Here is a 23,873-nt window from a genome sequence, read left to right as displayed (position 1 = left end):
TTTTGTTTTTTTATTGTTTGTAGTTGTATTTAAATTCTTTTAATAAGTTGCCATCTGCATTGATCACTTTTTCAAGTCTGCCTGCAGAATCATAGAGATAACTCTCTCTGATTCCTGATGGTGGGGTGATGCTTCTGACTCCAATGAGCGGATCATAGCTGTAGGTAGTGATTTTATAACCGGGTAAATTGTCTTTGAATGTTTTGAAAGCATTCAACAAATTCGTTTCATCATTATTTGTTCCTGCTGTGGCATCCGTCTCAGAAGCCGCGACAATAGCATTGATAAAAGAAGAATTAATATCTGCTAATTTTGCATTTTCAATTTTGGCAATAGGCTGAGTTTGATTGTAACCCCAGATGATTGTTGTTGAGATACCATCTTTGGTGGTGTATTGTTGGAGGTTGCCTTTAGCATCGTATTTGTCATAGGTGGTCTCGGTGGTAGATAAAATACTTTGTGCATTTTCAATATCGAAGGATCTTACTAATAATGGCAGTACCAAATTTCCAGTTTGTATAGTTGGAATAGAGGTGTTATAAACGGTTTCTGTTTTTGATAAAATTTTTGTTATACCGTTAATTGTTTTTGAGCTAATTGTTTCTAATGGAGTATCTAACTTATTAAGCAATGTAAGTGCTGTATTATTTGTATCTTGCGGGTATTTATTATAAGATGTTATTAAGTAATTACCATCAGGAAAAGTTGTCTTTTGCTCAGTTAAATACAAATGTTTTGGACTATTATATAGGTATTCTGTTTTGCTAATCAATTTTTTGTCGTTCAGATATTCAATAACCTCTTTATATGAAGGTCTGTTAATTGAGTTTAATATCTGGACAGTGAATACTTCCTTTTTAGGAATATAATATCCATTATTGTTTTTTTCAGTAGTTCCTATTTTAAAAATACGAAACTTTGAATCAATAGCTTTATAATTAGCATAATTATAATTTTCTTCAAGTAGTTTTACTCCGTTATTATCGTAAATATATTTGTGACTGAGTGTACCTCTTCTATTGTCAAAATCAGTGTATGATCTGCCAGGATAAAAAGAATGTTTAGAAAAAAAAGAATCATTTGAGTATTCATACTCATTAGGATATTGGTTGGCATCATTAAAGATATACTCAGTCTTACCATTACCCTCTATCTCTTCAATTACTCTAGCATATCCTACATAAGAATTTTGAGTTAATTCAATATTTGCTTTACTATAATTGTAGGTTTGGAAAGTAAGATTTTTATTTCCAGAATTCCATAACATTAAATCAGCTATTTTAGGAAAGTTTAAAATTCCTCCGGAGGATTTTCCATTTGTTGTTGTGTACTTATATTTTTTAATAATTTTATTTCCTTTTTCATCATCCAATATTTGATGTTTAATTCTTGCACCAGGAGATAATATATCAAAATTGTAAAAATTAAACATATTGTTCTCATAATCAAATTCTGCACTTCCACCAGTTGGATATGTTATTTTAGTTAATAACCCATTTAAAGAGTAGTTTGTAGGTGAAATATTAACTTCACCATTAATTTTAATAAATTCATTTCCAATAAATGCATTACTTTGGAAAGGGATAATGGAAAGTCTTCTTTTATTTGGTGAAAAAGTAAAACTGGGAATATTAGTTGTTGAATTAGATTGTCCATTATAATATCCCATAAAATCTTTACTTTTTGAATCTATACGTGGAATGTTGATTGATTCATTATATTTAAAAGTATAGCCTTGTGTTCCTTGCGGATTTATTTTTAGGTCATTTATTTTATCTAATTTAAGTCGATAACATTTTGTATCCATTGTTTCAGGTAAACACCCGGCATCAGAACTTTTGAAGTAGGAATAATTAAAGGAATAATGTTTAATTATATCTCCAGCATTGTTCTTAACTTTTATCTCTGTTAATGCTTTAGGATTAATTTTATCCTTTCTTTGTAAATCGTAAAAAAATAAAACCTCTCCTTTTTCCCAAGTTATTTTATCTAAGATTTGTTGTTGAGTAGTTTTGTACATGTTCTCTGAAAATGGATCAACACCTTTCCATAAGACATATTGTGGGTCTTCATTGTAATTGTTAGGAGGGCCGGCTACAGGTGTGTCTTTAGCTCCCCAAAATGGACCAGTATTTGCAATGAAATTATAATAGACACCTGTTTCTAGATTATTATAAATTTTATTTACTTCATTAATATCTGTCTTTGCTAGATCCATATAGTTTAATTGCTTTTCGTATTCAAATGTAAATACAGGCTTATATGTGAAATTAACCTCTTTATTATTGGTATCTTTGATTCTATCTAAATGCCAAGCACCTTTTTTTATTTTATAAGTACTTCCAAAATGCCTTAGATTAGGATAACCTACATGATTATCTCCTCGCCAATAACTACTATTTATATCGTAGAATACTGGAGCAGACTCATTAATATCAAATGTTGAAAATTGATATTTAATTCCTTTTTCATTACTTATATTAAAATTACCATAATCAATGCTTTTAGTACGCATAAGCCCTGGAAGTCCGTCAAATCCTCTTATTTGGTAGATTGGATTATCAGCGTTTACTCCATTGTTAGAACTAGAAAAAATATAGCTATATTCAATGTTTGGTACAGCATCTTTATAATTAAATCCGGCAAAATCTTTTATAGATTCAACATTAAAATTGTTATAATAAACATCCTCTATTTTGACTGAACTTCCATCTAAAAGAATAGCTTTATATGGTTGTAAAGGACTGTATTGGCTGAAGTTTCTTTCTAAATGAAAGCGGCTGGAAAGACCTGGAGCTTGAACTAAAAATAAATCTGGTAAAGCATCATCGCTGAGATTAGAAAGTATTGAGCCCTGAATACTTGAAAGTTTATCACTAAGTCTTCTGAGATATCCTAATCTTAAGACTTTCGCCTCAGTAAATTGGAGATTTATATCATCGCAAGTTCCATTATTTCTACATGGTGTGATCTCTGCTTCAGAATCAAAATCATGATCATCAATGTCTCTTACAATCTTTGTGAGACTTCCACCAGACTGAAGGCTCCATCCCCATCCTACATTCGATGCTATTTCTTCAACTTTATTAGCCCCAATATCATATTTTAAGCTGATAGGGATTTCAATATCTCCGGTTTTAATTGTATAAAGTGGAATTTCAACGTCGGGTTTTCCTGTATATAGATTAATGGGAAGGAAATTAACTTTATGAAATAAAGAGACTTCAGGAGTCGCTATTAATCTGTTGAAAGAATCTTTTTTATCAAAAGTTGATGGTATAGCCATCACATCTTCAATTTGACCAAAACTATGTTGAAATACTACTAAAAAAAATATTATTGCTGTATTTTTCTTCATATTTAATTTTTTATCAATTTAGCATTCGCCGTTTTATCACTATCCGTTTTTATCACCACCAAATAAGCTCCCTGCACCAAAGCCTGTGTATTAATCTTAGTTACTTTATTCTTTGTTTTCAAGCTCTGAAGCTGTCTCCCACTCATATCATAAAGTAAAATATCCGCTTCCTTAAAATCAAAACCGATTTCCACATACGCATAATCTGAAACAGGATTTGGATAAATCTTGATATCATATTTTGCGATCAGTTGATCTACTTGCTTGTCGCCCAACTTTATAATCTTCCAGTTTTCCTTTCCTAGTTCTGTAGCACTTGTTCCGGCTAATATGATCGAACCATCTCTGTTTAATTTCAGGTCTGCCAGTCTTTCCTCTTTTTGTCTGGATTCTCCATTTACATGTTTTCTCCATTGCTCATTTCCGTTTCCATCCAAATACAACATCCAGAAGGTTTCATCGTCTTTTTCAACTCTTCCTTCAGACTGAGTGTAGCCGCCTAAAAGAATCCCTTTTGTAGACTCCCCGCTGATCACATTCATTCCCATTAGAATATCTCTTTTTCCAAAGGTGTAGGATTTCTGCCATTGTTCATCACCTCTTTCATTCAAAGAGATGAGCCACAGATCAGTTCCATCTTCAATACCTACTGATTTATTTCCCGATCTTTCCGATCTGGATTCTCCACCGATAATGAAACCGTTTGATGTTAAGGCTAAAGTTCTGATGTGATCATCACCTTCACCACCAAAGTTCTTTTCCCATTCAACTTTACCGTTTTTATCCAGTTTTACGATCCAGTAATCACCCTCACCAAAATTGCCGCTGGCTTTTGGCATCTGGCTAATGGCTATTGAGCTCGATTTTGTACCAGACTGCTCTTTATTGCTCATTACTGATTGCTGATTGCTAATAGCAGTGCTTCGGGAATAAATTCCCAGTAACGCTCCTCCGTCTTTAGTAGGAATCATTTTCTCCACTTCGTCTAAACCTCTTCCTCCTAAAATCAATTGAGAAAGTTCTTTTCCATCTTTGTCAAGCCTGGTAATCAAAACATCTTTTGAACCATACCCTTTCAATTTAGAATCCTGAGCGGAGACGAAGGATCCGGCAATAAAGAATCCCAAATCTGTGGTTTGAATAACTGCCCGGGCCTCTTCATCAGAAGAGCTTCCCAATGTTTTTTGCCACAACTCATCACCAAACTCATTGATCCTGATGATCCAGATATCAGATCCTCCTTTCGAATCCTCTTTTTTATCAAGTCCTTTTCCTGAATAAGAAGTTCCGGCAAGCAGGAACCCACCATCCTGAGTGGTTACTGTAGATGATAAATAGTCGTGGTTTTGTCCTGAGAAATACTTTTCCCAGACCTGCTCACCTTGCTGATTGAGTTTTACCAAATGAAAATCATAACCGTTATTGAGCCGCTGGCTGCTGGTATTTGACGATTGGCTTTTTGACTGGATAGAACTTCCAGTAATAAGGTATTGCTGATCTATAGTTGTAGTGACCTGGCTTAAGAAATCCTGGGTAGAGGATTTAATGTCTTTGTGCCAAACGACTTCCTGGGCAGACAGACCCCAAAATGCACATAAAGTATATGCGCCGAGATAAAGTTTCTTCATTCCCGTGTTGTTTTTTAATTTAAATTTTTGCGAATTTAACGTTTTTTAACGCTCTCCCAAGCTCTTGTTAAAGTGAATTAATATGAATTATATCACAGGCTTAAGGCTTAATATTAAGGTTAAAATTGATTAATGCGAATTTATTAATGTGGTACGTCAAAACTTGTCGTGTTTATTAATCATTTTGCTTTAAAAACGAAAAAATAATTAAGATTGGAAAAAATGAAAAAAATGAAAATTTGAGTACTTACAATAGTCAGAATGAAATCAAGGTATAAAAAATAAGAAGAAAAATGAATGAATAGATTCTCCAAGGCCACGTGCAATCAAACAGCTTCAGCGACACCGTCGCCTCTCTTAGCTCCCTTCTAATAAGTATACAATCACAAAAACTTTGCGTTTTAAAACTTTAGTATACAGCTTATAAAAAGTATTGGATATTTTTTAGTTCAGATTTGTTGAGCTCAACCTTTTGAATCTGGTTCGGAATATTTAAAAACAAAAAAACCACCCTTAAAAAAGAGTGGCTTGTAGACCCACAGGGATTCGAACCCCGAATGACGGTACCAAAAACCGGAGTGTTACCGTTACACTATAGGTCTGTTTCATTTTGGTTCTGCGAAATTATAGAAATTATTTGAAATATAAAAATCAAAATTAAAGATTAATTAACGTCAGCGTACTGATAGAAGCTTTACTCGCTGATATCCAAATATTTATTTTATCAGATTTTTTTGAAAAAATATGTTTCCAAATGCTACACTATATTCTAAATAATCACTTTCTATATTGTATTCAGATTACCATCATAATTTCTCTGTTGAAAGTAACCTCCAGCCTTATTCCTCCAGCTTCCTGATTTTATATCTGTTAAATAATAAAACCTTATCTTTGCAAAAAATTGGGCTCCAAAAGTTGGAGTAACCCATTAATAACATATCCTGAGCATAGCAAAAGGATTATTAAACATTTTTTATGTCAAATATTGTCGCAATCGTTGGGCGCCCCAACGTAGGAAAATCCACGCTTTTTAACCGATTATTAGAAAGAAGAGAGGCTATTGTAGATTCTACAGCCGGTGTAACCAGAGACCGTCACTACGGGAAATCTGACTGGAATGGAGTAGACTTTACCGTGATCGATACCGGAGGTTATGATGTAGGTACCGATGATATCTTTGAAGAAGAGATTCGTAAGCAGGTACAATTGGCTGTGGAGGAAGCAACTTCTATCATTTTTATGATGAATGTGGAAGAAGGACTTACCGATACTGATTATGAAATCTACAGACTTTTAAGAAGATCCAATAAACCGATTTATATTGTTATCAACAAAGTAGATTCCTCAAAAGAAGAGCTTCCGGCAACGGAATTCTATCAGTTAGGAATTGATAAATACTACACACTTTCTTCTGCAACAGGTTCCGGAACTGGAGATTTGTTGGATGATATCGTTAAAGATTTCCCGACTACAGAATATAAAGATCCTTTCGAAGGGTTGCCAAAAATTACCATTGCTGGTCGTCCTAACGTAGGGAAGTCTACCATGACCAATGCATTATTGGATGTAGAAAGAAATATTGTAACAGACATCGCAGGAACAACAAGAGATAGTATCCAGACATTATATAATAAATTCGGACATGAATTTGTACTGGTAGATACTGCCGGGATGAGAAGAAAGTCGAAAGTAAATGAAGACCTTGAATTCTACTCCGTAATGAGATCGATCCGTTCTATTGAGTATTCTGACGTGGTAATCATCATGGTAGATGCAACTCAGGGATGGGAATCTCAGGATATGAACATTTTCGGATTGGCACAGAAAAACAGAAAAGGAATTGTAATTCTTGTCAACAAGTGGGATTTGATCGAAGACAAGCAAACCAACACCATGCGTGACTTTGAAAAATCAATAAAAGACAAGATCGGTCAGTTCCAGGATATTCCAATTCTATTTGTATCGGCTTTAACGAAGCAAAGAATTTTGAAAGCCGTAGAAGTAGCGATGGAAGTTTATGATGACCGTAAGAAGAAAATCAAAACTTCAAAATTAAACGAAGTGATGCTTCCGATTTTTGAAAATACACCACCACCGGCGCTTAAAGGAAAATATATTAAAATTAAATATTGCGTTCAGCTTCCTACTCCGTCGCCGCAGTTTGTATTCTTCTGTAATCTGCCGCAGTATGTGAAGGAACCATATAAGAGATTTACTGAAAATCAGCTGAGAAAAGAATTTGGGTTTACCGGAGTTCCGATTGAAGTGTATTTCAGACAAAAATAATAGAACAGTGTTCATCAAAAATCTGGTAAGTTTTCTTACCAGATTTTTTTTATTTAATTCGAATAAAAATCTTTGAATAAGGACTGAATTCTCAGTACTGGAAACTTCCGGAATCCAGCTTTTTCTCCCCGCTTTTTATAGCCATTTCTCAAAGACCAATCTCACCGGTCGGTAACCCTGAGAGGCAAGCCATCGTTGCATCGTATCATTATTACAAAGGGTATAACGGTATATTTTTCGGATTTTATAATCAGCATATGCTTCTTCAAATGCTTTGTTGAGAGCTGAGTAGATGCCATGTTTTCTATATTCTTTTTTAACATAGCCTTCGGAAACATATAAATCATCCTGATCACCAAGTTCAAAATTACTGTCATCCTTCTCATCAACATACCCAAATATAAAACCAATGGCTTTTCCATCGATTTCTGCAATAAGAAAAGTTCCGTCATTTTCATCCTCACATTCTGCCATAAAGCGGAGATAGTTGTCTCTGATCAGACCCCAATCTGCAGTTTTATCGTTCATTTCTTTTTCCGAAACATGAAGCTCACCTACCAGTTCATCTACGATAGGGAGATTTTCAGTGATTTTTATTTTTCTGATGGAATAATTCATATTGATATTTTTACTATTTAAAAAAATGATCAGACTTATTTCAATTCTCGGACTATTTTCCCCTCAACGGGCTTCCGTACCACGAAGTATTGTCGGAAAGGACTTCACCTTTCATCACCAGGGAAAGCGGATCAATCATAACATTGTCACCAATTTCACTATCGTACAAAATAATTGTTCTCGAATTGATGGTGGTTTGCTTTCCTATTTTTACACTTCCTACTTTCATAATCCGGTCTTCAAACAAATGGGTTTGTGGGCCACAATCTTCATTCAGCATGGTTTCATCACCGATAGAGACCATATCAAACTCTGTAATGTCGGTGGTATTCAACCAAACTCTTTTTCCGATTTTTACACCAAGAAAACGCATAAAGAAGGGGAGCCACCAGGTGCCGCGCAGAAAATCCAGAAAGAATTGTACGGGAAGAGCTTCATATATTGTAGTAATTCCTTCGCTCAGCCATACTTTCAAGCTGTACATAGGCATTTCAGTTTTCTTGTATTTTCCTATAAAAATCCATTTCAACAATACGGTAAAGAAAAAAGAAGGAAGAGCAACGATTCCTAAATAGTAAAAAGGGGATAATATTAAAAGGTAGTAAATTTTTCCTTCTAAATAAGTACTGGTGTAGGCAATAAATAACACACTGCAGATAATGACTATAGTTTGTGGAAGAATAATCCGGATTCCTTCTACAATAGCTCTTGCCAGCTTAAGTTTGAAAGGTGGATCGTAAGTAAGGTTACTTTTAAATACATCCGATTTTTGCCTCGAAGGAAGACCGATAGGAGGTGATCCAAACCAGTCTTTTTCTGATGAATTCTGCAGTTGTTCTTCTGATGGGGCTTTACTTAATACCCCAATCAGCATATTATCTCCCAGCTCATATCCCTGAGGAATCAATCCGCTGTTCCCGACAAAACTGTTGTTCCCGATACTTGTTTTGGATAAAATTAATTTTTCATTTCTTACGTCATGTTCCCCAAGAATAACAGCATCTGCAATAAAAGAACCCTCTCCAATCTCCAAAAGGTGGTGTGATACATCGCTGGCTGTAGAGATCTCGGAATTTTTGCCGACTTTCGCACCCATCATTCTGTAAAATTTACTGATATAAATGGAAGCAAAAAGAGGATGAACAATGATTAATGATAAGTTGAAAATCTGATCTTTTACCCACTTTTTATAATAGGTGAAACTGTAGACAGAGTAGACTCCAGGTTTCATATTGTATTGTAAAAGCCTTGTTAATATACTAACCACAGCAATAAACAGGAGAATATAGATGGTGGAAAGAATAGGAGCCTGCCATAAATAATAGAAATTATAGTCTGCAGAACGATCATCAAGATAATACAAGGTATAAAGGGTAGGCGCTAAAGGCAAAACAATAAGAAGAGGAAAGAAAAATAAGGAACATGCATAAATTAAAGCAAACCGGTTTCTTTTCTTGGCTGATGAAAGCGTAGGGGTTTCTATTTCCTCACCTGTTTTTACTCTTACTTTCTCCGCGGGACTTCCGTTCCATACTTCTCCGAAGCCGATTTTCTGTCCCTCATTAAGGCAACTTAAGTCCTGTAGTTCCCCGAATTTTTCAATAACGGTATCCCCACATACGATGACAGACGACCCCAGATACGAATGCGCTTTAATATGAACTTTTCTGATTCGTAATACCCCATTTTCAACAGAAGCGTTGTCAATGCTGCACCCGGAACTGGTATTCACATTCTCATCAATCGTCACAAGATCTTCTGCGGCAATAGGCAGCAAACTTAGCTGTGCACTCGGATGTACTTTTACTCCAAGTAATTTTAAATATTTCGGGTACAGAGGAGTTTCTACGATAAATTCAGAAGGCATCAGTCTTTTGACTGTTTTCCATAGCCACCATCTGAAATAATACCAGCCCCAAAGCGGATAATCTCCTTCTTTTATTTTTCCGATCACCAGCCATTTTGTTAAAACAATAATGATGGAATAAACCGGTGGAATTAGCGTGTAAAGTAGAAAAGCACTTAACAAGGCATAATGCAAGCCGTATCCATTAATCTGAAAATAATAATAACTCAAATAAGGAAAAAATATCTGAATACTTAACAAAGCAAATACTGCCATTAAACTCGCCGTTTGTGCAATATTACAGGCAATATACTGAAACGTAGAGACCCTTTGAAAAGGTTCCTGCTGCTTTACTTCCTGTGTCTTTTTATTTTTAAGACATTCTGAATAGGCCGACAAAGGCCGATTTTCATAGATTTCTTTTAATGAAGCCGTGGGAATTCCTGCTTTTTGGCGCAAATGCGAAACTAAAGTAGCGGCAAGCAGAGAGTGGCCTCCCAAATCGGTAAAGAAATCCTGGGTAAGGTTAATCTCTTTTCCCGGAAAAACCCATCTCAATGTTTGAAGAAGTTTTTCCTCAATCGGCGCTTCTAAGTCAATATGTATATCATCATTTTTTTCATGAAGTGAAAAACTTTCAGGAAGCGGAAGACGTTTTCTGTCGATTTTCCCGCTCGGCATTCTTGGCATTTCATGCATTTGAACGATAGAAATAGGAACCATGTACGGCGCTAAAAATTTAGCCAGCTCTTTCCGCATTCCATTTTCATCAAATGAAGAATCGTTGCTCATTACGGCATAGCCTACAAGCTGTCCCTGCCCGTTGGAATCTTCTTTTACAGCAACTGCTGCAGAAGATACGTCCGGTAACTGATTCAGGCGGGTTTCTATTTCTCCAAGCTCAATTCTGTAACCCCGCAATTTAATCTGGTCATCTATTCTGCCCTGGAAATCAATAAAACCATTTTCACGAACAATAACGGCATCACTGGTCTTATAAATAGTATCTCCAGGAAGTTCCGGAAAAGGATTGGGTAAAAACTTCTGAGAGGTCAGTTCGGGAAGATTAAAATATCCTTTACTGACTCCCGGTCCGGAAATAATCATTTCACCACGCTCACCTCTGGGAACGATATTCATATTCTCATCAATGACAGCGATATGATAGTTGGGAAGCGGCGGCCCGATTGTAAGTTCATCCTCACTGCTTAGTACAGCCATATTGGAAGAGACTGTCGTTTCAGTGGGGCCGTAGCTGTTAATAAATATCCGGTATGGTTTTGCCCATTTTTCCTGTACTTGCTTTGTACAGGCTTCTCCACCGGTATTGATAAATCTTATGGCAGGTACTTCATCAATGATGGCCAGAATACTCGGAACAGCATGAAGTACAGTGATCTTATTTTCTGTTAAAACGTGGCTAAGCTCATCAATAGCTTTTACCGTTGTAGCATCAGCAATCCAGATCGTTGCTCCGGCAAAAAGACTGATCCAAACTTCCTCACACCACATATCAAAAGACACTGAAAACCCCTGATAGATAGTGTCTGTGTCTCGTATCCCTATAAAATCCTGTTCAGACCGGATCAAATGGCAGATATTCTTATGTGAAATAGGAATTCCCTTAGGGTTTCCCGTGCTTCCGGAGGTAAACAAAACATAAGCCCAGTCGTCCGGTGTGATGTGTACATCTGAAAGAGTCACGGTGTTTTGAGGTTGTGGAGCAATTTCTAAAGGTGAACAATGAATATGGGCATCTGTATCTGAAAAATAGGTTTTCACCTGAATGTCTGTAAAAACCTTCTTTATCCTGTCTTCGGGCATTTCTCTATCCAATGGAATATAAGAAGCTCCTGCCTTTAAAATACCAAGGATGGCAACAGGAAGTTCAAGGCTTCTGGGATACCAGACTCCAACGCGGTCACCAGGTTGTACACCTTGATTTTGAAGTTGAAGCGCAATAGCATTACTCCAGCTGTCCAGCTCAGCGTAGGACAATTTTTTATCTTTAAATATAAAGGCTGTTTTATCCTTATATTTTTCAAAAGTGGGAACCAATAGCTCAGGTAGAGTTTCGTATTGTGTCAACTCCGGGCTGATCTTTCCTAATATTAGGCTTTTCATCATTAGATATGTAAAATAAGTGTTGGGAAAATTATATAAATATACTTTATTTCCATTTATCGGCAAACCGCAAATTCGTTTTTTAGTTGTAATTTTACGGCGATAAATATCGACTAACTGTAATTAAAAATTTAAGATCTTAATGCTTACTATATTATCAGAAAATTTTTCTCTTGTTAATGAATGGATTAATGAACTTCGAAACGTTGAAGTTCAGCATGACCGAATGAGATTCCGCAGAAATATGGAAAGAATCGGAGAAATCGCCGCTTTTGAAATAAGCAAAGGATTGGAACAACGAGAAGTTGAAATCCAAACTCCTTTAGATACCATAAAAAGCAGAGAAATCGCAGTGCAACCGGTTATTACCACCATCTTGAGAGCCGGAGTTCCATTGTTCGAAGGGATTCTTAATTATCTGGACAGAGCAGACTGTGGCTTTGTAGCGGCCTATAGAAAGCACGATGCCAATGATTATTTCTCTATTAAGCAGGATTACCTTACCTGTCCAAACATTGAAGGAAGACCTTTGATCGTTGCTGATCCCATGTTGGCAACAGGAGCATCTTTAATTGAAGCAATCAAAGACTTGCTGACAAACGGGAATCCAACTCAACTTCATATTGTAGCGGCAATTGCATCAAAACAAGGTGTAAAAACAATTCAAAGCGCATATCCCGATGCCCATATTTGGGTAGGAGCTATCGATGAACATCTGACTTCAAAAGGGTATATTACACCAGGATTGGGGGATGCAGGAGATCTAAGCTACGGCGAAAAACTTCAACGATAATCTAAGAAAGATTCCAGAAATCTTTTATTAAGCCAAATAATAAATCAGGTCGTACTTTATCCAATGGATGTTTTGTATCCGGAAGTACGGCCAGTTTTGCATTAGGAAGGCTTCGGTATACTTTCATACTTTCTTCCAGTGCGACCATATTGTCTTTATCTCCAACCATAATCTGAACAGGAATAGTAATGCCTGACAGATGATCTTCCAATGGAGGTCTTTTTCCTAAATCAATCATCAAATCAGCAATGGCAGGAAGTAATTTTTTCCACTTTGAACCATGCTGTGTTTCTAAAAGTTGGGCATACTGAGGTACTTTTTCAAGAATAATATCGGGATTAAGCATTTTGCTTTCCTTTATAGCCTGTTCCTCCGTCCACTCAAATTTTGTTCCTAATGTAATCACGGAATTGACGTTGTCAGGATGTTTCATCGCATAACAAAGGGCAACGTAACCTCCCATGCTATGTCCCAGAATATGAACATCGGTTAAATTATGTTCTCTGCAATAATCAGATAATTCACTGGTGTATTTTTCTATACTGATCCCATCTTCAGGAAGCTCTGTGTTTCCGTGTCCGGAAAATAAAGGGGTGTGAACGTTGAAATATTGGGAAAATGTTTTCAGATAAGGATTAAATAGATCACTGTGGCCTAAAGCACCGTGCAATAAAATCAAATTTAGCATTGCTATTTAGTTTTTCCGAAAATTAAGAAAAAGAACTGAAAGAGAGAAATGGTTTTTGAAGGAGGAGTGGGAGTGTAGGAGTGTTTGGGAGTTTGAGAGTAGAAGGGTATGAGAGTGAATATTAACTTTAAATATCTAGAACCCGGAACCTTTCCATCATTATGCATCTACCGCCATTACCAATACGCTTACTTTATTGTCACCGGCATTTAAAATTTCCCACGCAATAGATGAAACGGTATTTCCTGTCGTGAAGACATCATCAATCAGAACAATATGTTTTCCGGTTATAGGTTTTGTAATGGAAAATGCATTACCTGCTGCCAGCCTGTGCTTTTTATCTTTTAAAGCCTGTGCTTTTGAATAATGATTTCTCTGAATAAGTTCATGATCAAACGGGATTTGATAAAACTCAGCCAGAGTTTCCGTAAACAGATGAAGCTGGTTGTAGCCTCTTTCCTTTAATTTCTTTGGATGAAGCGGTACACTTACCAGCAGATCAGGCTTGTGATTTTTAAAGTCCAGACGTTCTGTGACCCACTCCGCGAGAATTTTTCCGATTTTTTCTCTGCTTCTGTATTTCAGTTCGTGGATGATGTTACGGCTTAAATTTTCCTTTTCAAATTGAATTAAAGCATAGGTATGTTCCACGGGAAAGAGTAATTTACATTTCTCAGTGATTGGATTACTTTCAAAATAATCATAATGTGTAAAATGAATCTGGTTACAGCATAGATCACATACCAATACTTCAGGATCAATAATCCTGTTGCAATGAATGCAGCGGTTAGGAAACAATAAGTCCAGTATCATCGTGTGTTTTTGTTAAAGGTAAGAAATGTATTTCAATTGCAGATTCAAAATCTCTCAAACCCTCTCACTCTCAAACGCTCAAACACTCCCAATCCAAACCTTATTTCTCAAACTCCTTCCTGATTTTCTCAATAGAATTTTTCATGCTGAGATTAAAATGTTCTTTTTCCAGACGAACCGGAGGAGCCTGCCTTACTTCACAGTCTGCAATGCTGCAAGATTCGCAGGTAACGCCAACATTGATTGTTTTTAAAGACGGAGATTTTACAAAATTGATTTTTTTGATCGTCTGGGAATTCAATAAAATACCAAGACAATAGCTTCTGTTGCTGCCATCAGAAAAAGGATTTTTTTGTGAAGTAGAAATAACCAGATAGCTTATTCCCTGATCCTTATAATGAGAAATCTGAGCGTCGGTTAATGTTTCATTTTCCTTTAAGTGATACATGTTTTTTACGGCAATCCACCTTCTGCAATAATGCTCATTGGTGGCATTGGCATGAGGGGCCTGTTGGTGATTCAGGTGCAGTTCTTTTAAAATCTGGATTTTATCAGAGCCTTTCTTTTTTACCAGGCATAAATAAAAAAGATCTTTAATCCCCATTTCAGCAGAAAGGATGTTGGTCAGCCGGTAATAAAAAGTCTCAGGAGAATGAGTGAAACTGTTGATAAGATCTCCAAAGTTTTGGGGTTCCCATGTGTTTTGTTGAAGAAACTCCGACGTTTTTTCAAGAACTGTATTTTTTGAAATTAATAAAGCTCCGGCAAAATAAGAAGCATAGAAATTATTTAAAATCTCTTCGAAACTTCCGAAATCAAGCCATGAATAAGTGTTGGGACGAATTTTTAATTCCAAAACATTGAATCCGATTTCTTTCGCTAAAATAAATGTTTTCTGATCCCTTTCAAGTTTTTGATTGAGCAGTAGTAATTTTTTCTCCGGAATGAATAAAGAACGAAGATTATCCAATGTTCCATACTGTTCAAAATTTTCAGATTGAATTGTATAGTTAAATTTTTCCAGAAGAATCTTTTCAAGAACATCAGACTCGAGGCTTTTGTCAATTTTTAATTGATTTTCCTCGATAAACTGGCTGACTTTCTCTTCGATTTCAGGAAAATAATTGTCGTACAACTCCTGAAATGATCTTAAAACGGCAAAATAAAACCTTTCCTTTCCAAGATTATAATTCTGAGAAATCTCGATCAGGGCATTAATAAAAGCTGTTACCTTTTTGGGGGCATCACTGATAATGCTGATGAGGTTGTTTTTATTAATCCCGAATAAATCAAGAGGAACCTCTTTGAAAAAGTCCGATTGCAGAATTTCGTTAAAAGGAGCCAGGTTTTTATCAAGCTTTGTCGAAACCAGATCATCGAAAGTACAGTTCAGAGCTTCTGAAAGCTGAATAATCTTATCGTGTTTAGGATATTTCTTCCCGTTTTCAATTTCGTTAAGATAAGATTTTGATAATCCGGTTTTTACAGCAAGATCCTGCAGTGACCAATTTTTCTTTTGTCTCTGTTGCTTTAATTTCAGTCCGAAAATGGTTTTGATAAAGTCGCTATCTGAATTCATTACTCAAATATAAATAATAAGATGCGATTATTCGCATAATAATTTTTTAATATTTTTAGCGAACGTTCGCTGATTGTGAATTTTTTTATTTATGTTTGTAACATAGAATCACAAAATCAATATGTTATGGAAACAAAGACTCAACTAATAATCAAGGCGCAAAAGCCGTTTGAAGAAATTTTCACTCCGGATCTGACAGATTTTTTGATTGCCCTCCATCAAAAATTTAATTCCGGAAGACTGGAACTTTTAGAAGAAAGAAAAAAAACTCAGCAGGAATTTGACCAAGGCATTCTTCCGAAGTTTTTAAAAGAAACCGAAGAGGTCAGAAATGGAAACTGGGTTTGTGCCTCTTTGCCGGCAGATCTCTTGGACAGACGAGTTGAGATCACAGGGCCTGTTGACCGAAAAATGATTATTAACGCTTTAAATTCCGGAGCTTCCACATTCATGGCAGATTTAGAAGACAGCAGTTCGCCTACCTGGCAAAATTGCGTGGAAGGGCAAATTAATCTTTCAGACGCGGTAAACAGAACCATTGATTTTGTAAATGAAAAAGGTAAGAGTTATCAGCTTAATGAAAAGACTGCCGTTTTACTGGTTCGTCCACGAGGATTGCACCTTCCGGAAAAGCATATTGAAATTGATGGTGAAATAACTTCAGGATCATTGACTGATTTTGGGATTTATTTTTTCAGAAATGTAAAAAAGCTGCTGGAAAACGGAAGTGGACCCTATTTTTACCTTCCAAAACTGGAACATTATAAAGAAGCCCGCTGGTGGAATGATGTTTTTGTTTTTGCCCAAAATTACCTGGGAATTCCACAAGGAACCATTAAAGCTACGGTTTTAATAGAGACAATTACAGCTTCCTTTCAGATTGATGAAATTTTATTTGAATTAAAAGAACATAGCGCCGGACTGAATTGTGGAAGATGGGATTATATTTTTTCTTTCATTAAAAAATTCAGAAACCTGCCGGAATTTATAGTTCCGGACAGAGACCAGGTAACGATGACTTCACCTTTTATGAGCGCCTATTCTAAACGGGTTATCGAAGGATGCCACAAGAGAAATGTTCATGCGATTGGAGGAATGGCCGCGCAAATTCCTGTGAAAGATGACGATGAGGCAAACAGAATTGCTTTCGAAAAAGTAAGAAGCGACAAAGAAAGGGAAGTGAAAAACGGACATGACGGAACCTGGGTGGCCCATCCGGCATTGGTAACGGTTGCCAAAGAAATTTTTGATCTTCATATGCCTTCAAAAAATCAGATTGATAAAAAAGTTCAATATCATATTCAGGAAAGTGATCTGCTGGAAATTCCCAAAGGCGGTATTACAGAAAAAGGAGTCCGGAAAAACATCAATGTTGGCATTCTCTATCTTGAAAGCTGGCTGATGGGAGTCGGTGCAGCAGCGATATACAATTTAATGGAAGATGCCGCCACTGCAGAAATTTCACGAACGCAAATCTGGCAATGGCTGAAAAATGAAGCAGTTTTAAGTGATGACAGGGTATTAACCCGCGCTATGGTTCTGCAATGGGAAACCGAAGAAATGGAAAATATTGAAAAGTATGTAGGTGAGGCCCGCTTTAAAAACGGAAAATTCAACCTGGCTAAAGAACTTTTCAATGAGTTGATTTTCTCTGAAAAATTTGAAGAGTTTTTAACCCTAAAAGCATATCCTTTTATTTAATTGAAAATTGTAAACTGATAATGATTTGAATAACCGACCATTAACAAATCTAGTAATTACCAAAAAATAACAAAATCCAAATATTATGAAAACAAAACAAGAACAAATCCAGGCTATAGAGCAGGATTGGCTTACAAATCCCCGTTGGAACGGTATCAAAAGACCGTATACTGCGGAAGAAGTTTTAAAACTTCGTGGTTCCTATAAAATTGATTATACCATCGCAACGGAAATGTCCGAAAAATTCTGGGATAAATTAAATAACCAGGATTTCGTTGCAGGATTGGGTGCACTTACAGGGAATCAAGCAGTACAGGAAGTCGATGCCGGGCTGGAAGCGATTTATCTTTCAGGATGGCAGGTAGCGGCAGACGCTAATCTTTCCGGAGAAATGTATCCTGATCAATCTTTGTATCCGGCGAATTCAGTTCCTTCTGTAGTGAAGAAAATCAATAATGCTCTATTAAGAGCCGATCAGGTACAGTCGGTGAGCGGAGCCGGAAATAAAGAATATCTTGTGCCGATCATTGCTGATGCGGAAGCAGGATTTGGAGGAAATTTAAATGCCTTCGAATTGATGAAACAAATGATTGAAGCAGGTGCTGCGGGAGTGCATTTTGAAGATCAGCTTTCTTCTGCAAAGAAATGTGGACATTTAGGAGGAAAAGTATTGGTTCCTACGCAGGAAGCCATTAATAAATTAGTTGCCGCACGTCTGGCAGCCGATGTTTTAGGAGTTCCAAGTCTTATTATTGCAAGAACAGATGCAGATGCAGCAGATTTACTGACATCAGATATTGATGATCGCGACAAAAAATTTGTAACAGGCGAAAGAACTTCTGAAGGATTTTATGTAGTTAAAAATGGAGTAGAGCAGGGAATCGACAGAGGATTGTCCTACGCTCCTTATGCAGATCTGATTTGGATGGAAACCTCAAATCCTGATCTGGAGCAGGCAAGAAAGTTTGCGGAAGGAATCCATGCAAAATTTCCGGGAAAGATGCTGGCTTATAACTGTTCGCCTTCATTCAACTGGGCAGCAAAGCTAAGTGTTGAAGAAATGTCTACTTTCCGTGAAGAGCTGGCAAAAATGGGTTACAAGTTCCAGTTTATTACATTAGCAGGATTCCATGCTTTGAATACGGCGATGTTTGAATTGGCTCTTGCTTACAAAGAAAAAGGAATGGCAGGATATTCAGAATTACAGGAACGTGAGTTCGCTTTGCAGCAAAAAGGCTTCAGAGCAGTAAAACACCAGTCTTTTGTAGGAACAGGATATTTTGACGAGGTACAAAATATTGTTACGAATGATTCTTCAGCGACCGTGGCAATGAAAGATTCTACGGAAACTGCACAGTTTCATTAGTCATTTTTTCCATATTTTTTGATGTGAACCTTCTCATTTTTTGGGAAGGTTTTTTGTGATTAAAATACCATAAGATTTAAGAAACAGAACTTATCAAAAGTTTTTTGGTTCCCTAAACGAACTTTGTTTTGAATGCTTTTGTTTGAATTATTAGAAAATAATTATAGTAAATAGCTGTTATTTAATTAATTGTATGCTATTGGGGTTAAAAAATAAATTTTGATAAGTTGATACCAATTAATAAGTAAATTACTACATATTATTCATGGCTGTACCTTTTTGAAATTTAATGGGAGATGTTTTTAAGCAATATCCTTTAAAAATGAAAATTAAGTACTAAACCATATAATCATGAACAACGAAAATTTTGACACTGTTGAATTTCTTTACAAAAACTTTACATATCCCTTTCCCGTATTAAAAAATCCCCATGCTGATGACCTGCAGGAGATTACTGATGATCAATGGATTGATGGAGAATATTTATGGATTTATAAAAACAATCCTGAATTACGTAAAAAGTATAAAAAGACTAAAACAGCTCATATTGCAGCTTATTTTTCACCTATAGCGTCCTTTGAACGTCTCAAACCTATTGGTAAACTAATGCTTTGGGCGTTTTATAATGATGATCTCTATGAGCAAAGTGAGTCTGATAATCTTGAAATAGTAAGAACCCAGTCAACTGCTATATTGAATGGGGAAATGGAAGTTTCTGCCTCAACTATCCCTTTGAGCGGGATGTTAGCTTCATTACGGTATGAGCTATTACAATTTGTGCCGGAAGCATCCATTTTTCGTCTTAGTGAAATGATTGATACGTATTTTACGGGATTGGAAGCAGAATTGAAATATAAAAAGAAGCAGCAGTTTCCAACAATAGCCGAATGTGTCGCTCTGAGAGAGAAATCAGTTTGTTTGTATCCTTTTATGCAGCTTATAGAAGTGGGAACCGGGGTTGTATTACCTGAAGAGGTTTATGAACATCATGTTATTAAGCGCCTTCAGGTGTTGATATGTCAAATGACAGTTTATTTTAATGAAATACAATCGCTCAGGAAGGATGAGGCTACCGGATGTATTTATTATAATGTCGTAAAAGTTATCCAGAATGAATACAAAATGACACTAGAAGAAGCCTGTCTGGAAAGTCTGCGTCGTCATAATGAGGATCTTGAAGAGTTTATACGTTTACAAACTTCGCTTCCGGATTTTGGGATATGGCAGGAAGCTGTTGCCAACTGGGTTCAATTAATGAGTATGTTTCTCAGTGGCTGGAAAGATATTTCTGCCCATCTTGACCGTTATAATGGAACTTCATTTCCAAGTGCTTTAGAACTTCAGAAAAGATTAAACGAGATCTGATAATTGAATAAACCATCAGAATATCGATATTTTTATGCAGAATAATAAAGAAATTCTGAGATTTAAAATGCCTGTTTTTTTATCGAAAAATCCTTTATCTAAGGTTGTTTTCGGCTATGTTAATTCCAAAAAATAAAAATAATAGATAATTAAAAAATAGAATTATATTTGGGAGCGAAAAAAATTATTAAAATGAATTTAATTAAAGTACTCTTTATTACTGCAGGATTAACATTAACAGCCAATGCTGCAAAGGCTCAACAGAAAATAGGTAGCGTAAATACCGATGATATTTTTGCTAATTTATCTGAAGTGAAAACAGTTTCTTCCACAATTGAAAGTTTTACTAAGTCTAAACAGACTGAAATTGAAAAATTAATCGGTGAATACCAAACTAAGCTGAAAACGGCACAGGATAAAGAAAAAACAATGACCGAAGCGAATAAAGAAGCGGTAACTAAAGAACTGATGGCTGCACAAACAGACCTGGATGCTTTAGGAAAAAAGATTGAAGGAGCAAGAGGTCAGGCAGCTAAAGAGATTTCTGCAAAACAAGCTGAGTTATTTACGCCTATACAGCAAAAAGTACACGGTGCTATTTCAGCTGTTGCAAAAGAAAAAGGGATCAGCTATGTATTTGATACGGCTACACAGGGTGCCAACAATCTTGTGTATACAGACGGAAGTGAAGATATTACAACTTTAGTTAAAACTAAATTAGGAGCTACGGCTACAGCCTCTAAACCGGCTTCCAAAAAGTAAATTATAATTTCAATATACTAAATATTGCAGAACGGAATCGGATGAAAATCTGATTCCGTTTTTTTTAAGACAAAATTTGGTGTTTTATTTTTGTTGGATTGGAAAAGTGTTGTTTTTAAGTTATAAATTTGAGCAAATTTTCAGAAAGATGGGTTTAATGTATGAGAAACAAATCCGGGTTACGGAGGAACATATTGATCAGAATAACCATGTGAATAATGTACAATATGTGCATTGGGTAGAGGAAGTAGCTGCAGAACACTGGAATCTTTTAAAGCATACAACAGAATATGTAAATGATGTATGGATGCTTTTGGATCATCATATTCAATATAAAAAGCAAGTGTATCTGAATGATGTGATTACAGTTAAAACCTATCCTCAGACTCCGGAAGGTGCAAAGCAACCCAGAAAAGTTGAATTTTACTGTAATGATGAATTGGTAGTAGATTCAAGTACGCTTTGGATTTTATTTGATCCTGAAGCCAAGAAAATTAAGAGATTGGAAAAGGATTGGCTGGAGAAATTGATTTAAATGATAGAGAATGAAAACCAGGTTAAGAAAAATAATTGTCAATGACACAGAGTATTTGTACTTAGTTAAAGATCAATATCACCCCGGAACAGAAACCAATACGCTAACTGTGAAAATATTTTTAATCGGTCAAAAACAAACCCCGCTTGTTATTAACTTTATGACCCGCGACCATTATATTGTGGGACAACCTTTAAAATCTGGAGTTGAATTAATGAATACAATTACAAACGTAACTGAAAATATAAATCTTAATGAACCTAAGTATATTCGGCAACTCATTATAGTGGGGCAAAAAAATGGCTGGACAGGAAACAATGTGATAGAATTACAAAGTGGAATTAGCTATTTGTTACAGCTGGGTTTTGAAACAGATCAATTATTATAATCAGTTCAATGTAATACAATAAAAGCAACAACTGTCTTTATAAAGAAACATTACGATAATAACCATGAAACAAACTATTTTAGTTATACTTTTTTTAAGTTTTTCATTCTTAGGATACACCCAAACAGCAGAACAGTCAAAAGCCATTGACAGCTATATAAAAAATGTTATTCAAATCAATGAAATTCCCGGGATGGCCGTTGGAGTTGTAAAAAATGACAAAGTAATCTTTCAGCAATATTATGGAAGAGAGAATCTGGAAAGTGATAAAAAAGTGAATTCCAATACCATGTTCAGGATATATTCCAATACAAAGCTTATGTCAAATATTGGTACTTTTAAACTTATTGAAGAAGGAAAATTGTCTCTGGAAGATAAGATTTCAAAGTACATAGACAATTTACCAAAGGGATGGCAGAATATACAGGTGAAAAACCTTCTTTCGCACTCCTCAGGGCTTCCGGATATGGCTGATGCTAAAGACCTTCCGGAAAAAGCTACCAATAATGAAGTCATTAACCGATTGTCTAAAGAAAAAATGGAATTTGAAACGGGAGATCATTATCGGTATAATCAGACCAATTATCTGTTGATTGCCATGATTATTGAAAAAATAACAGGAAAATCTTTTGAAGACTATATCCTGGATAATCAATTTCCGGATGCAAAGAACCACGTGGTTTTTTCCTCCAATTCTGTAGAGAAAATTCCTAACAGGGTAGGAAAGTACAATTATAATTCAACAAAGAAACAATACGAAAAACTAATGGTTATTGACGGGTTGAGATCTCATTCCAGCAATGGATTAGCAGTTACTCTTCCTGCCTTTTTACAGTGGAGTATTCATTTTAGCAAAAATGATTTTTTGAAACCGGAGACTAAAAAAATAATGTGGCAACCGTTTAATTACAAAAACAACGGTTGGGAATTCGCTCACGGCTGGGAAATTACAGATGCTAATACGATAAGATCATACGGTTTTTCCGGTGGAAATGTAAGTGCGTACTCAATTTTTCCGGAAAATAATATGGCTATAGTGGTTATGTATAACGGAAATAAAGGATTCCCGGTGATGTACCAGATGATTAATCATATTGCCGGAATTATGGATAAACACCTGATGAATCCATATGCCCTGACGGAAGAAATTACGATTGCTGAGCCTTTCGTTCATCCGAATCTTAAAAAAGAAGTGTATGGATACAGGACAGAAAATGATAAAGTAGTCTTTTCCTACCGGTATCCTAAAGGTGTGAGTCCAGAATTTATCAATACAATTTCAGTTGCCGGAGCTTTTAACAACTGGAATCCTGAAGATAAATCATATCAACTGGTTTTAAAAGATAAAAATAAGTTTGAACTCGCATTGCCAAAAACGCAGTTTGAAAAAGGAAAAACATACGGATTTAAATTTGTGATGAATAAAAACGGTTGGCTCACTGTGCCTTACAACGCCAGCAATATTGATGGAACACAGGATAATAATTTAACCTTAAGAATTGATTAAAAACATCGGTAAAATAAAGAGTCTTTTCTGTGTTCAACTGTTTTGTCCTATCTTTGCAGTATGATACGTATAACAAAAATTTTTACATTCGAAACAGCTCACGTACTGTACAATTACGATGGGAAATGTAAAAATATGCACGGGCATTCCTATAAGCTGTTTGTAACAGTGAAAGGTAAGCCCATTAATGATATGGAAAACCCTAAAAACGGGATGGTGGTAGATTTTGGAGATATCAAAAGTATCGTAAAATCTGAAATTGTAGATGTATGGGATCATGCGGTTCTTCTTAATGCTTTATCTCCGCACAAAGAACTGGGTGATGAGCTTGAGCAGAGAGGACATAAAGTAATTTATTGCAGCTTTCAACCGACTTGTGAAAACATGCTGTATGCCATTGCTTCAAAAATAAAATCAAAACTTCCTGAAGGAATTTCCCTTGCCTATCTTAAACTTCATGAGACAGAAAACTCTTATGGAGAATGGTTTGCAGAAGATAATCAATAATTTTATTCA

The 23,873-nt window shown here is 35.8% G+C and carries 17 protein-coding genes and 1 tRNA gene; 10 read left to right on the top strand and 8 right to left on the bottom strand.

The annotated features are described in order from the left end of the window. Positions 1-10: 10 nt before the first annotated feature. The 3 genes from EG342_RS00870 to EG342_RS00860 all read right to left on the bottom strand — a co-directional run bounded on the left by EG342_RS00870 (position 11) and on the right by EG342_RS00860 (position 5,588). Positions 11-3,358 carry an RHS repeat domain-containing protein gene (locus EG342_RS00870; protein ID WP_103293899.1) on the bottom strand — a complete coding sequence of 1,116 codons (3,348 nt, stop codon included), beginning with the start codon at positions 3,356-3,358 and terminating at the stop codon, positions 11-13. A gap of 2 nt (positions 3,359-3,360) precedes the next feature. After that, positions 3,361-4,986 (bottom strand): T9SS type A sorting domain-containing protein, encoded by a 1,626-nt coding sequence (locus tag EG342_RS00865; RefSeq protein ID WP_103293900.1) that lies wholly within the window; start codon positions 4,984-4,986, stop codon positions 3,361-3,363. Positions 4,987-5,517: 531 nt separating this feature from the next. Further along, positions 5,518-5,588: transfer RNA gene (locus EG342_RS00860), tRNA-Gln, on the bottom strand. Positions 5,589-5,961: 373 nt separating this feature from the next. Between EG342_RS00860 and der the strand changes: the two genes are divergently transcribed. Further along, entirely contained in the window at positions 5,962-7,272 is a 1,311-nt protein-coding gene (der, locus tag EG342_RS00855; protein ID WP_103293901.1) for a ribosome biogenesis GTPase Der, read from the top strand. Positions 7,273-7,407: 135 nt separating this feature from the next. Here the strand turns inward: der and EG342_RS00850 are convergent, their stop codons facing one another. Together EG342_RS00850 and EG342_RS00845 are read right to left on the bottom strand one after the other, a co-directional pair. Further along, on the bottom strand, positions 7,408-7,890 hold the full coding sequence (locus tag EG342_RS00850; protein ID WP_103293902.1) for a GNAT family N-acetyltransferase: 483 nt from the start codon (positions 7,888-7,890) through the stop codon (positions 7,408-7,410). Between the two features lie 52 nt (positions 7,891-7,942). Beyond that, a complete protein-coding gene (locus EG342_RS00845) occupies positions 7,943-11,863 on the bottom strand; it encodes a Pls/PosA family non-ribosomal peptide synthetase (protein WP_103293903.1) in 3,921 nt (1,306 codons plus the stop codon). Positions 11,864-12,002: 139 nt separating this feature from the next. On the opposite strand from EG342_RS00845, the gene upp reads away from it, so the two are divergent. Next, the gene (gene upp / locus EG342_RS00840; protein ID WP_103293904.1) at positions 12,003-12,653 is read left to right on the top strand and encodes a uracil phosphoribosyltransferase; all 651 of its coding nucleotides are present in this window, start codon (positions 12,003-12,005) and stop codon (positions 12,651-12,653) included. A gap of 1 nt (position 12,654) precedes the next feature. Here upp and EG342_RS00835 read toward each other — a convergent pair whose 3' ends face one another. The 3 genes from EG342_RS00835 to EG342_RS00825 form a co-directional block, all read right to left on the bottom strand. Continuing rightward, entirely contained in the window at positions 12,655-13,341 is a 687-nt protein-coding gene (locus tag EG342_RS00835) for an alpha/beta fold hydrolase (RefSeq protein WP_103293905.1), read from the bottom strand. Between the two features lie 159 nt (positions 13,342-13,500). After that, positions 13,501-14,154 (bottom strand): ComF family protein, encoded by a 654-nt coding sequence (locus EG342_RS00830; RefSeq protein WP_103293906.1) that lies wholly within the window; start codon positions 14,152-14,154, stop codon positions 13,501-13,503. 100 nt (positions 14,155-14,254) lie between these two features. Next, on the bottom strand, positions 14,255-15,733 hold the full coding sequence (locus tag EG342_RS00825) for a helix-turn-helix domain-containing protein (protein WP_103293907.1): 1,479 nt from the start codon (positions 15,731-15,733) through the stop codon (positions 14,255-14,257). 126 nt (positions 15,734-15,859) lie between these two features. Between EG342_RS00825 and aceB the strand changes: the two genes are divergently transcribed. The 8 genes from aceB (at position 15,860) to EG342_RS00785 (ending at position 23,864) form a co-directional block, all read left to right on the top strand. Then, on the top strand, positions 15,860-17,434 hold the full coding sequence (aceB, locus tag EG342_RS00820) for a malate synthase A (RefSeq protein WP_103293908.1): 1,575 nt from the start codon (positions 15,860-15,862) through the stop codon (positions 17,432-17,434). Between the two features lie 85 nt (positions 17,435-17,519). Continuing rightward, entirely contained in the window at positions 17,520-18,800 is a 1,281-nt protein-coding gene (gene aceA / locus EG342_RS00815; protein ID WP_103293909.1) for an isocitrate lyase, read from the top strand. 351 nt (positions 18,801-19,151) lie between these two features. Further along, positions 19,152-20,165, top strand: a complete 1,014-nt coding sequence (locus EG342_RS00810) for a terpene synthase family protein (RefSeq protein ID WP_103293910.1) — start codon at positions 19,152-19,154, stop codon at positions 20,163-20,165. 192 nt (positions 20,166-20,357) lie between these two features. Beyond that, complete coding sequence (locus tag EG342_RS00805) at positions 20,358-20,927, top strand: OmpH/Skp family outer membrane protein (protein WP_103293911.1); 570 nt, start codon at positions 20,358-20,360, stop codon at positions 20,925-20,927. Between the two features lie 157 nt (positions 20,928-21,084). Next, complete coding sequence (locus EG342_RS00800; protein ID WP_246008702.1) at positions 21,085-21,462, top strand: acyl-CoA thioesterase; 378 nt, start codon at positions 21,085-21,087, stop codon at positions 21,460-21,462. Between the two features lie 10 nt (positions 21,463-21,472). Continuing rightward, entirely contained in the window at positions 21,473-21,850 is a 378-nt protein-coding gene (locus EG342_RS00795) for a hypothetical protein (RefSeq protein WP_103293913.1), read from the top strand. 64 nt (positions 21,851-21,914) lie between these two features. Further along, on the top strand, positions 21,915-23,357 hold the full coding sequence (locus tag EG342_RS00790) for a serine hydrolase (protein ID WP_103293914.1): 1,443 nt from the start codon (positions 21,915-21,917) through the stop codon (positions 23,355-23,357). Positions 23,358-23,417: 60 nt separating this feature from the next. Beyond that, the gene (locus EG342_RS00785) at positions 23,418-23,864 is read left to right on the top strand and encodes a 6-pyruvoyl trahydropterin synthase family protein (protein WP_103293915.1); all 447 of its coding nucleotides are present in this window, start codon (positions 23,418-23,420) and stop codon (positions 23,862-23,864) included. The last annotated feature ends 9 nt before the right edge of the window (positions 23,865-23,873 follow it).

The sequence above is a fragment of the Chryseobacterium lactis genome, from assembly GCF_003815875.1.
GTDB lineage: Bacteria > Bacteroidota > Bacteroidia > Flavobacteriales > Weeksellaceae > Chryseobacterium > Chryseobacterium lactis.
The sequence above is the reverse complement of the archived record's forward strand: the minus strand, read 5'-3'. Positions and strand labels throughout refer to the sequence as shown.

Bases quoted from the DNA above. Each gene is read 5' to 3' on its own strand.
- EG342_RS00850 (WP_103293902.1), bottom strand. From the start codon at position 7,890: ATGAATTATTCCATCAGAAAAATAAAAATCACTGAAAATCTCCCTATC.
- EG342_RS00870 (WP_103293899.1), bottom strand. From the start codon at position 3,358: ATGAAGAAAAATACAGCAATAATATTTTTTTTAGTAGTATTTCAACAT.
- EG342_RS00795 (WP_103293913.1), top strand. From the start codon at position 21,473: ATGAAAACCAGGTTAAGAAAAATAATTGTCAATGACACAGAGTATTTG.
- EG342_RS00800 (WP_246008702.1), top strand. From the start codon at position 21,085: ATGTATGAGAAACAAATCCGGGTTACGGAGGAACATATTGATCAGAAT.
- EG342_RS00810 (WP_103293910.1), top strand. From the start codon at position 19,152: ATGAACAACGAAAATTTTGACACTGTTGAATTTCTTTACAAAAACTTT.
- EG342_RS00785 (WP_103293915.1), top strand. From the start codon at position 23,418: ATGATACGTATAACAAAAATTTTTACATTCGAAACAGCTCACGTACTG.
- EG342_RS00845 (WP_103293903.1), bottom strand. From the start codon at position 11,863: ATGATGAAAAGCCTAATATTAGGAAAGATCAGCCCGGAGTTGACACAA.
- EG342_RS00830 (WP_103293906.1), bottom strand. From the start codon at position 14,154: ATGATACTGGACTTATTGTTTCCTAACCGCTGCATTCATTGCAACAGG.
- aceB (WP_103293908.1), top strand. From the start codon at position 15,860: ATGGAAACAAAGACTCAACTAATAATCAAGGCGCAAAAGCCGTTTGAA.
- EG342_RS00865 (WP_103293900.1), bottom strand. From the start codon at position 4,986: ATGAAGAAACTTTATCTCGGCGCATATACTTTATGTGCATTTTGGGGT.
- upp (WP_103293904.1), top strand. From the start codon at position 12,003: ATGCTTACTATATTATCAGAAAATTTTTCTCTTGTTAATGAATGGATT.
- EG342_RS00825 (WP_103293907.1), bottom strand. From the start codon at position 15,733: ATGAATTCAGATAGCGACTTTATCAAAACCATTTTCGGACTGAAATTA.
- EG342_RS00790 (WP_103293914.1), top strand. From the start codon at position 21,915: ATGAAACAAACTATTTTAGTTATACTTTTTTTAAGTTTTTCATTCTTA.
- der (WP_103293901.1), top strand. From the start codon at position 5,962: ATGTCAAATATTGTCGCAATCGTTGGGCGCCCCAACGTAGGAAAATCC.
- EG342_RS00835 (WP_103293905.1), bottom strand. From the start codon at position 13,341: ATGCTAAATTTGATTTTATTGCACGGTGCTTTAGGCCACAGTGATCTA.
- aceA (WP_103293909.1), top strand. From the start codon at position 17,520: ATGAAAACAAAACAAGAACAAATCCAGGCTATAGAGCAGGATTGGCTT.
- EG342_RS00805 (WP_103293911.1), top strand. From the start codon at position 20,358: ATGAATTTAATTAAAGTACTCTTTATTACTGCAGGATTAACATTAACA.